Source organism: Sinomonas humi (assembly GCF_000802235.1).
In the GTDB taxonomy this organism is placed as follows: domain Bacteria; phylum Actinomycetota; class Actinomycetes; order Actinomycetales; family Micrococcaceae; genus Sinomonas; species Sinomonas humi.
Window position 1 is genome coordinate 1 of record NZ_JTDL01000072.1, and the last position, 8,847, is coordinate 8,847.

General features: G+C 69.6%; 11 protein-coding genes. 1 reads left to right on the forward strand and 10 read right to left on the reverse strand.

Going from position 1 to position 8,847, the window contains the following annotated elements:
- Positions 1-187: 187 nt before the first annotated feature.
- The 9 genes from LK10_RS04465 to LK10_RS22200 form a co-directional block, all read right to left on the reverse strand.
- Positions 188-403, reverse strand: coding sequence for a hypothetical protein (locus LK10_RS04465; protein ID WP_043120503.1), 216 nt, complete (start codon positions 401-403; stop codon positions 188-190).
- Positions 400-1,299, reverse strand: coding sequence for an SPFH domain-containing protein (locus LK10_RS04470; RefSeq protein ID WP_043120505.1), 900 nt, complete (start codon positions 1,297-1,299; stop codon positions 400-402). Before LK10_RS04470 ends, LK10_RS04465 begins: the two co-directional genes overlap by 4 nt.
- Positions 1,300-1,729: 430 nt before the next feature.
- The gene (locus LK10_RS04475; RefSeq protein WP_231567598.1) at positions 1,730-2,341 is read right to left on the reverse strand and encodes a TetR/AcrR family transcriptional regulator; all 612 of its coding nucleotides are present in this window, start codon (positions 2,339-2,341) and stop codon (positions 1,730-1,732) included.
- Between the two features lie 301 nt (positions 2,342-2,642).
- Positions 2,643-2,828, reverse strand: a complete 186-nt coding sequence (locus LK10_RS04480; RefSeq protein ID WP_043120511.1) for a glutaredoxin family protein — start codon at positions 2,826-2,828, stop codon at positions 2,643-2,645.
- 641 nt (positions 2,829-3,469) lie between these two features.
- Positions 3,470-3,622 carry a hypothetical protein gene (locus LK10_RS21720; protein WP_156144033.1) on the reverse strand — a complete coding sequence of 51 codons (153 nt, stop codon included), beginning with the start codon at positions 3,620-3,622 and terminating at the stop codon, positions 3,470-3,472.
- A 133-nt stretch (positions 3,623-3,755) separates the two neighbouring features.
- Positions 3,756-4,742, reverse strand: a complete 987-nt coding sequence (locus LK10_RS04485; RefSeq protein WP_197061845.1) for a DUF4192 family protein — start codon at positions 4,740-4,742, stop codon at positions 3,756-3,758.
- Between the two features lie 97 nt (positions 4,743-4,839).
- Entirely contained in the window at positions 4,840-5,280 is a 441-nt protein-coding gene (locus LK10_RS04490; protein WP_052206954.1) for a hypothetical protein, read from the reverse strand.
- 477 nt (positions 5,281-5,757) lie between these two features.
- Entirely contained in the window at positions 5,758-7,089 is a 1,332-nt protein-coding gene (locus LK10_RS04495) for a ParB/RepB/Spo0J family partition protein (RefSeq protein ID WP_043120508.1), read from the reverse strand.
- 584 nt (positions 7,090-7,673) lie between these two features.
- Positions 7,674-7,817, reverse strand: a complete 144-nt coding sequence (locus tag LK10_RS22200; protein WP_197061846.1) for a hypothetical protein — start codon at positions 7,815-7,817, stop codon at positions 7,674-7,676.
- Positions 7,818-7,927: 110 nt separating this feature from the next.
- Between LK10_RS22200 and LK10_RS21725 the strand changes: the two genes are divergently transcribed.
- Positions 7,928-8,095: a hypothetical protein gene (locus tag LK10_RS21725; RefSeq protein ID WP_156144034.1), complete on the forward strand. Its 168-nt coding sequence runs from the start codon at positions 7,928-7,930 to the stop codon at positions 8,093-8,095.
- A 298-nt stretch (positions 8,096-8,393) separates the two neighbouring features.
- Here the strand turns inward: LK10_RS21725 and LK10_RS04500 are convergent.
- On the reverse strand, positions 8,394-8,847 hold a 454-nt coding region (locus LK10_RS04500), incomplete at its 5' end, for an SRPBCC family protein (RefSeq protein ID WP_043120509.1).

The following is an 8,847-nucleotide window of genomic DNA, read 5'->3' on the forward strand; positions in this document are numbered from 1 at the left end:
TCCCGGCACCTGGCCGGGGCGGAAGCGCAGCAGACGGACGGCATCGCGTCTCTTGACCTTGGGCCAGATGCGGGCCGCCCTGTGAGTCCCTCGGGTTTGGCGTTCCCTGTCAACTTCTGCGTGTTGGAGCGTGTCAGTGGTCCAAGGCCCTTGAAACTGGCTTCGGGATCGTCTTCCGGTGGTGGAGTCACCTCTCCGAGTCCCTGGGTCGGCCGCGGCGTGGAAGTGGCTTGGCGTGCTGGGGCATCCGCCCGGCCTCCTCGAGGGCTCGGCGCAGGAGCACTTCGACTTGGGCATTGAGGCTGCGGAGCTCGTCGTCAGCCCAGCGCATGAGGGCGCCGTGGACGGCAGGGTCGAGGCGCAGCAGGACCTGACGACGCTCGCGCGGGGAGCGCTCGCTCATGTGTACAGCGAGCCGGCATTGACGATCGGCGAGGGAGGCTGCTCGCCGCAGAGCACGACCATGAGGTTGCTGACCATGCTCGCCTTGCGCTCCTCGTCGAGGTCGACGACCTCGTGCTCGGCAAGCCGGTTCAGGGCAAGCTCGACCATGCCGACAGCCCCTTCGACGATCCGCGAGCGGGCCGCCACGACCGCGTTGGCCTGCTGGCGGCGCAGCATCGCCTGGGCGATCTCTGGTGCGTAGGCAAGGTGGGAGATGCGGACCTCGATGATCTCGACTCCAGCGATCGCGACGCGCGCGGCGACCTCGCGGGCGAGGTCGCCGGCGACGAGGTCTGTCGACCCGCGCAGGGAGGTCCCGGTGCCGCCTGGGTCGTCGTAGGGGTGGGTCGTGGCGACGTGGCGCAGCGCTGATTCGGACTGGACGGAGACGAAGTTCCGGTAGTCGTCCACGGCGTAGGTCGACTTCGCGGTGTCGGCCACCTGCCACACGACGATCGCGGCGATCTCGACGGGGTTCCCGTCGGCGTCGTTGACCTTGAGGTGGTCGGTCTCGAAGTTGCGGACACGGATGCTGACCGGACGTCGGAGCGTGAGTGGCAGGACCCACCAGAAGCCCGGCCGTTGGACGGTGCCGACGTACCTGCCCAGGAACTGGACGACGGCCGTCTGACCCGGAGCGACCACCTGAAGCGAGGTGACGATGAGCAGGCCGATCAGGATCGGCAGCCACAGCCATCCGCTGGCGGCTGCGGCGATCCCCCACCACGTGCATGCCGCGGTCGCGATCACCCCGAGCCAGCCGTTGACGCTGAGGGCGGGGCGTTGGCTCACATCCACCCTCGTGTGCCCCACTGGTCCTGCCTGCCGGCCGCCCGCGGGAGAATCGATGTCCATGGTCCGCTCCTCACAGGAAAAGTGATATCTAAATGATATCGCTTAATTGGAGGTAAGGCCAGAGTCGGAACCGCCAGCACCAGAGGCCGCGCTCGGTCATCTCGGTCGTGCCGGGCGAGCAGGACGGGGTCGGGAAGGACAGGGCCTTTCGGCCGGGTCCAGGATCCGGACGCCGGCGGGGCGCCGTCGATGGGGATCCCGGGCGCGTGGACGACGGCGAGGACAGCTGGCGTAGTGGACAAAGGCATGCCTGGCTCTATGGGGATTCCAATGGCGCTGCATGCAAACGGGCCAGTGCTCATCTTGAGCGGGCGATTCCTACACGCGCTTCGCCTGCCCGCCCTGCCCGGCAGCGCCGGTCGAGGCGCTCGGCCACCAGATCAGGGATCTGACCGATGACCTCGCCGCCGAAACGCAGAGCCGCCTCGGACTAGCCTGCGTCAGCGCTGGGGCGCGAGTCCGCGACCAGGAGGGCGGCCATGCGGCGCGAGCGCTCGGCCGCCAGGGCATCGCCTTCGACGGCGGCGACGATGGAGCCCTTCAGGAGGATGTGGCAGGACCAGGCGAACCCCTCCGGGTCCCGGAGCCCCGCCTCGCGCGCCAGCGCAGCCAGCTGTTCCCGTGTGCGGGCGAGGTAGTCCAGACTCGCCCGGCCCAAGGGGTGCCCCGGCCCCATCTCCATCAGCACGTGCAGGAACGAGCTGACCTCGACCGACCCCTGCCGGAACCACTCCTCGAAGACGTCGAACACGGCCAGCAGGGCCGGGGCATCCTCGTCCTGGTGCCGCGCGACTGCGGCCTCGATCGCGGCGCTGCGCTCCTCGTACCACCGCTGAAGGTAGGCCAGGGCGAGGTCGTCCTTGGTACGGAAGTACTTGTAGAAGGTCGCCTTCGCCACACCCGAGCTCTCAACGAGCTCGTCGACCCCGACGTCGCGGATCCCCCTGCGGGCGAACAGCTCGAAGGAAGTGTCAAGGATCCGCTGCCGCGCGGTGGTTGGCCTGACGGAACCCTGCTCGGCCAGCTCCTTCGACTCCTCCACATTCACGTCCTACCCGACCGAGCACGTCCGGAAAAAATGCCACGCGGCAGCACAGGGAAATCCCAGCTGGCGCTTCGAGGCGGCTCCCGGGATTCTCGCCGGCTGTCGTCCTCCCTATGAAAGGACCTCGGTACCGCCCCGACCGCGCATAATCATCGTCAACAGATGATAAAACTGTGGCTTCGCGGCGAAAAAAGTCTGCGGCGGTGGCGGTGGACACAGAAGACCACAGCCATTCGATACGTGGATTACGTGAAGGACACCCCACCACGGCGGAAACGCCGCACCGGCCACCCTCCCCTCAGATAACGACCGGGGCCTGGGAGTAGCCGAGCTCCTCCGTGATGTACTCGAGCGCGGCAGCCGATTCCGTGACATCGACCTCGCGATAGGCGAGGCCCTTCTTCTCCAAGGCCTTCTTCGTCATCGTGCACTGGACGCAGGCCGGCTTGCTGTAGACCGTGATGGCGGGGTTGGTGTTCTGCATTGTCTCAGTCCTCGGTTTCGTATCAATTCTCAGTTTCGTTCGCCTGATCGACCGGGACCAATTTCATCCCGTCATCATGGTTCGATTCTAGTTTATGGCCGGTTGAATGTGAATACTCCACCACGGTTTTTGCCTGAGAATTCAGGACTCTTTCCGCATCCAATTGTTTTCCAACGCCGGGCCGCGCCTATTGGGCGTCGGGCAGCAGCCGCCCCTCCGTCTTCCGGGAGGACGCAGAGCCGACTGGGCCCGGCCCTGCAGCATTGCCAGATGGGGTCGCCTCGCTGAAACGCTTGCCACTGCTGGTGCGCCCGTCATGTCCGGCCGCATGGCCACCACAGACCTTGTCCTCGGAATAGAGCCTGATCGGCACGGCTCCCCCGAACGGCTGGCAGGATTGCAATAGGTCTCGGCAATATCTCAGACCCTCCCCGTCATGGCCACTTTCTGATTTTCCCTCGGGGATATCTCAACCGCCCTCAGGGACGGGAAAAGCCGGAATGGCAGCGGCCACCACAACCGCTTTCAATGCCATCCGGCTTTCTTTCCCGAACACACAAAGGGAAATTATCTGTTGAGTTTGGCGGGCCGCCGCCGGGCTGCGTGGGGGACGCGCTCCTGGGCGGCGGACCGTGTCGAGTCTAGGGGGTGTCTCTGTCCTTCTCCGGGACCCAGAGGAGGTCGGCGGGTCCGAGCCGACTGTCCTCGGCCGTGAGGGCGGCGAGCTCGGCGGCCTGCTCGAACAGGGTCTCATCCGGCACCCGGTCCGGATCCTGCTGTGGGTTCTGCTGCATGGTTCCCAAGGGTAGCCGCCGGGCGGGTCGGTGCATGCCCGGGCGGGTGGGCGTGCCCGGGCCGGCCGGAGCCTGCGGAGGCCGGCCCGCGCCGCACCCTGGGTTCCCGGGGGTGCGGAGCGGGCCGGGGGTGTCAGCGGCGGTGGTAGGCGATGCCGGGGTCCTTGGCGACCTCGGGGAGCTCGCCTTGGCCGATGAGCCTGGTCAGGAGGGCGGCGAGCCGGTAGCCGGGGCTGTCCTGCTCGGCGCGGGCGAACCACGTCAGGGCTGCGCTGCTGGTTCCCCTGTACCATGCGATCCAGCCCAGGAACGTCAGGGCCCCCGCCCGGTGCCCATCGGGCGCCTCGGCGAGCAGGCACCCGAGGACGTTCTCGGCCCGGTCGATGCGCGCCCAATCGGGGCGGGCCCCTGTCCGGCCGAGCAGGAGCCCGACCAGGCGGTCCCCGGCCGCCGCGGTCCCCTCGGCGGGGAGGTCGCCGGCGGTGGCGGCGATCATGAAGTCCCGGGGCATCCCTGCCTTCAGGTTGGCGAGGATCCGGAACGCCTCGCTGCCGACGGGGTGCCGGCCGGAGTCCAGCAGCGCGGTCCACTCCGCGGCGGCCTCGTACGGGGTGTCGGGTGCGGCGGCTTCGATGCGCGCGGCGGCGTCGTCCGGCCCGGCGAACGGGACGTCCTCGGGCTCCATCCTCCGCACGACGGAGCCCTCGAAGACGAGCTGGGCGTAGAGGGCGCTGTCCTTGGCCTGCTGGCGGGTGCCGGCCGCTTGGTGGCGGAGCTCTGTCCAGCCGTGGGCGCCGACGTGGAAGGCGAGGTGCACCGTCAGCCCGAGCGTCTCGGCCTCGCGGGCGACGGCCCGCAAGAGCCGCTCGGCCTCATCGGCGGGGGCGTGGGTGTAGAGGGCGGCGATGATGCCCTCGCACCGGGTGCCGGTGCGGGCGTGCCCGATCGCCCACCGGGCGGCGGCCGCGGGGTGGGCGAGGGAGGGGGCGGCGTCGAGGCGGACGTGGACGCCGAGGGCGCCCTCGGTGCGGACGGCGACGGCGACGAGGGAGTCCTCGGGTGTGAATCCGAGCCCGTGCTCGATGGCGGCGAGGAAGTCCGGCAGGGTGGTCGCTGTCATGGTCATGGCCTTGGTTCCCTTCAAGGATGCTGTGTGAGTTCGGCTGTGGGGGTCCGCCCGCCCCGGCGCGGGGCGGGCGGACCTTGGGGCGGCGGGGCTAGTGGAGCAGGCCGGTGAAGGGGCGGCGGAGGTCGTCCGGCAGGTCCGCCGCATGCTCCGGGAGGCCGTGCGGGCCGTGGGCCTCGCTGCGCTTCCAGCACCCGAACGCCTCGGTGCTGATGGCCTCCCAGCAGCGCTCCTGCTGGCGGTACCAGCGGGTCTCGACGTCGCCCTCGGTGTAGGTCGCCACCGCGTAGAGCGGGCCGGCCTCGGTCTCGAGGGTGCGGGTGGCGACGATGATGTAGGGCCACTGCCCGAGGTCCCAGCCCTCATGGCCCCACATGCCGGGCGTGTCCCAGCCTCGGGCGTTGACCTCGGCCATCCAGTCGTAGCCGCCGTTGAGGTGGTAGTCGACCAGCACCGGAACGATCACGGGCTCGCGGGTGTCGACGGTTGCCACGGGGCGGGTCTCCTCGACGGTCTCTTCGATGAATCGCATTCTGTTTCTCTCCTTGTGCGTGTTCGGTGGGCCGGGGGACTGGGTGGTGGCCAGCCGGTGCCTCTCCCCCTCCCCCTTCGTTTTTCCGGCTGGCGAGCTCGCTCGCTTGCACCCGCGGAGCCGGCAGCAACCCCTTGGGGCGGCGGCCGCGGGAAATCTGCGCAGGAAAGAAGCGGAGCGCCGGAGCAGAATTCCCGTGGCTGCTGGCCCCGACGCAGGAGGGGCTTGTGCCGGCGGAGCGGGTGCGTACAATCCGCAGGACAGCCGGAAACACGAAAAAGGGAACCGGTCCGGGGCCATGGCGCAGCGCAGCGGAGACGGCGGGCGCGGGACGGCTTGAGCCCGAGCGCAGCGAGGACCGCATCCCCGGGGGCGGCAGCCCCGGGTCCCCCCGTGCGGGCCGTGCTCCCGGCCGGAGCGCGGGGCGCACCCCGGGTCGGGGTGGGGCCCGCCCAGCGGACGGGCCCCGGGCTCCTGCTACTGGGCCTCTGGCTCTTCTGCGGCTTCGGGGTCGGCGCTGATGATCTTCTCGACGTCGCTGAGCGTGTAGCCCCACTCGGCCAGCTGGCTCAGGTAGAAGCGCTGGGCGGCGTCGGGGCGGCGCCACGCCTGGCGGTCCACGTGCTCTTCCAGCCCGGCGAAGGCGAGGGCGAGGAGGGCGACCTCGGGCCGGGCCGGGTGCTCTGCCACGTGCTCGGCCAGTGCCGTGCCGAGGTAGTCGTTCTCCTTGGCGGCCCCGGCTAACTCGGCGGCGAGGTCCGCCGGGCGGTCCCGGAGCACGCTGTGGTGCCGGGTGTGGGCGAGGGCGAGGAACCGCTGCCAGCCCTTCGGTGCCGTCTTGCGCGACAGCAGGGTCCGGACGTGGTCGCGGCGGACGGTCTGGGCGGCGTCCATCGCCTTGTTGTTGGCGATGAGCGTCTTGCGCTCTGCCTTCTGCTCCTCGGTCATGGGCCCGCCTGACCGATGGGCGTCCGACCTGCGGAGGGTGTAGCCGTGCTCGGCCCAGTTGGCCATGCCGTACTGGCGGCTGATCTCCCCGTCGGTGTCGTAGAGGTAGAGGGCGACGGCGTTGGCCTGTTCCTCGGTGGGCTGGTTGCCCTCGGCGTCGGTGAGCAGGTAGAGGCGGACGGCCTCGGCGTCCTCGTAGTAGCCGATGTGCTCCACCACGGTCAGGCCCTGCGCCTCGGCCTCGGTGCGGGCCTCGGCGAGGCGGGCGGCGATGGCCCGGTCGTTGCGCAGCCGCTGGGCGACGTGCTCCAGCTGCTCGGGCCCGTCCGCGATCACGGATTCGAGTTCTGCGGTGGCCTCCGCATCGCCCTCGAACTCGGCGAGGACGAGCGCCTGGTCGAGGGTGCGGCCCGCGCCGAGCGCCGCCGTGGCCGTCTCGTTCCTGCGGGCCTTGATGGCCTGCTCCACGGTGCCCTTGGCCGCGCCGGTCTTCTTGGCGATCTGGGACGCGGGAACTCCGAGGAGGGCCATCTGGTGGATGGCCTCGGCCCGGTCCCCGTCGGTGAGGGCGGCGCGCTGGTCGTTCTCGGCGACCTGCCGGGCGAGACGGTCGGCTTCCTCCGGGGAGTCGACGACGTAGACCGGCATGGCGGGCAGGCCTGCCTCGACGGCGGCGAGGGTGCGGCGCTGGCCGTAGAGGACCCGGAGGGCGCCCTCTGCGTCGCGGTGGGCGGTGATCGGGGTCAGGACTCCGTTGGCCTTGATGTTCGCCACGAACGCCGGGGTGAGGTCGGCCTGCGTGCGGACGTTGGTGTCCACGAGCAGGGACACGGGGGCGACGAGTTCGAGCGTGTGGGACATGGCGTTTCTCCTTGTGCGTGTTCGGTGGGGCGGGGGACTGTGGTGACCAGCCGGTGCCTCTCCCCCGCCCCCTTCGTTTTTCCGGCTGGCGAGCTCGCTCGCTTGCACCCGCGGAGCCGGCAGCAACCCGTCAGGGCGGCGGCCGCGGGAAATCTGCGCAGGAAATAAGCGGAGCGCCGGAGCAGGATTCCCGTGGCTGCCGGCCCCGACGCAGGAGGGGCTTGTGCCGGCGGAGCGGGTGCGTACAATCCGCAGGACAGCCGGAAACACGAGTAAAGGGACCGGGCCGGGGCCGATGGCGCAGCGCAGCGGAGACGGCGGGCGCGGGACGGCTTGAGCCCGAGCGCAGCGAGGACCATCTCCAGGGCGCAGCCCTTGGCCGTCCTCGGGCCGGCTGCTCCGGTTCCGTATGGCCGATAAGGACACGAAGACGCTCACGGGCCCGGCTCTGCTTCAGGAATGTCCACGGGCCTGCGCTTCTCGAGTGGAGGGGCCCCTCCTGGGGCCTAGCCTCGAGATGGAGCGAGGCAGTCCTGGGGCAGCCGCCGCCGAGCGCGCGCGTCCCGGACAGCTGGGCCGGCCGGCTAGCCGGACTCGGCCCTGATGGTTGCGGGGTCGATGTCGGGGCGGAAGCGCAGCAGGCGCACGGCGTGGCGGAACGCGATCCCGGTGCGGGCGGCGTCTGCGGAGACCTCCACGGCCACGGGCTCGATGAGGGTCAGGCGCACAGGCCCGCGGTCCCGGGCGAACCGGTCGAACGCCGTGGCCCGGATCTCCTCCGGCCACGGGTTGTCTGTGACTCTGATGTTGCCGTTGTCGTACGTTCAAGGGGCATTCCATGCTCCCCCGCCGGTTCTTGGAGGAAGGGGGCCGCTCTGGCCGCCTGCGCGGGGGTCAGCGGCGCGCGGCCGGCGAAGCGCAGTTCGCCCTCGCCGTCATAGAGGCCCAGGACCAGCTGATCGGGTGCCGTGCGCGGCCCGATCACCGCGGCCGCGACCTTCAGTGACCTGAACTGTGTTGTTGCCTGGGCGCGGCGCATGGCTCGGTCTTTCCAGGCCGCCTTTGAAAACATAGGTCATTCGAGCACCTTAAAGGGACCGCAGCGGAGATGTAGCCCTCCGCCGGACACGCTTTCGGGGCACCGCACGACGAGGCCAGCGTCGCTCCGACTACGAGCCCGGCAATCACCGGCCAGACGCGACCCACCGAACCGACACGACGCACCCGGACCCCCTCGCCAAGCTGATCGTAGATCGCCACGTCCTCGCTCGGAAGCAGTCGGGGTCTGAAGCGGCCCCGATCCCCTACCGGGCGCCGCCTTCGGCCAAGTGCCGATTCCGCGTCTCGATCAGCCTCTGAAGGTAACGGGCTAGCACCAGCTTCTCGACAAGACGGCCTATCGGGCCGAACGGTGCCGCGAACTCGATCTGATCGATCATCGTCGTGCCAGCTCGGTCTTCGCGGAACTCATGGACATGCCGGAACCGCTTGAACGGGCCTTTGACCTGCTCATCTACGAAGAGGTCAGGCGACTCCATCTCGGTGATCCGGCTCGTCATCCGAAGCGGAAGGCCGAAGTGCCAAGCTCGCCAGGTAACCTGCTCGCCAAGAGAGATGAGCCCAGAGGTCACGCCAGCAACAGCCTCTTCGCGAGACCGAGCCATCGAAGCCCGGTGGGCGTCGATGCTCCTGGCACGGTCAAACAGCTCCGACTTCGACATGCTTGTCCGCGTGATGCACTCGAAGTAGACGGCCATG

Coding starts and splice junctions, on each gene's coding strand:
- LK10_RS04480 (WP_043120511.1), bottom strand. CDS start 2,828: ATGCAGAACACCAACCCCGCCATCACGGTCTACAGCAAGCCGGCCTGC.
- LK10_RS04465 (WP_043120503.1), bottom strand. CDS start 403: ATGAGCGAGCGCTCCCCGCGCGAGCGTCGTCAGGTCCTGCTGCGCCTC.
- LK10_RS04485 (WP_197061845.1), bottom strand. CDS start 4,742: ATGACAGCGACCACCCTGCCGGACTTCCTCGCCGCCATCGAGCACGGG.
- LK10_RS04470 (WP_043120505.1), bottom strand. CDS start 1,299: ATGGACATCGATTCTCCCGCGGGCGGCCGGCAGGCAGGACCAGTGGGG.
- LK10_RS04495 (WP_043120508.1), bottom strand. CDS start 7,089: ATGTCCCACACGCTCGAACTCGTCGCCCCCGTGTCCCTGCTCGTGGAC.
- LK10_RS21720 (WP_156144033.1), bottom strand. CDS start 3,622: ATGCAGCAGAACCCACAGCAGGATCCGGACCGGGTGCCGGATGAGACC.
- LK10_RS04490 (WP_052206954.1), bottom strand. CDS start 5,280: ATGCGATTCATCGAAGAGACCGTCGAGGAGACCCGCCCCGTGGCAACC.
- LK10_RS21725 (WP_156144034.1), top strand. CDS start 7,928: ATGCTCCCCCGCCGGTTCTTGGAGGAAGGGGGCCGCTCTGGCCGCCTG.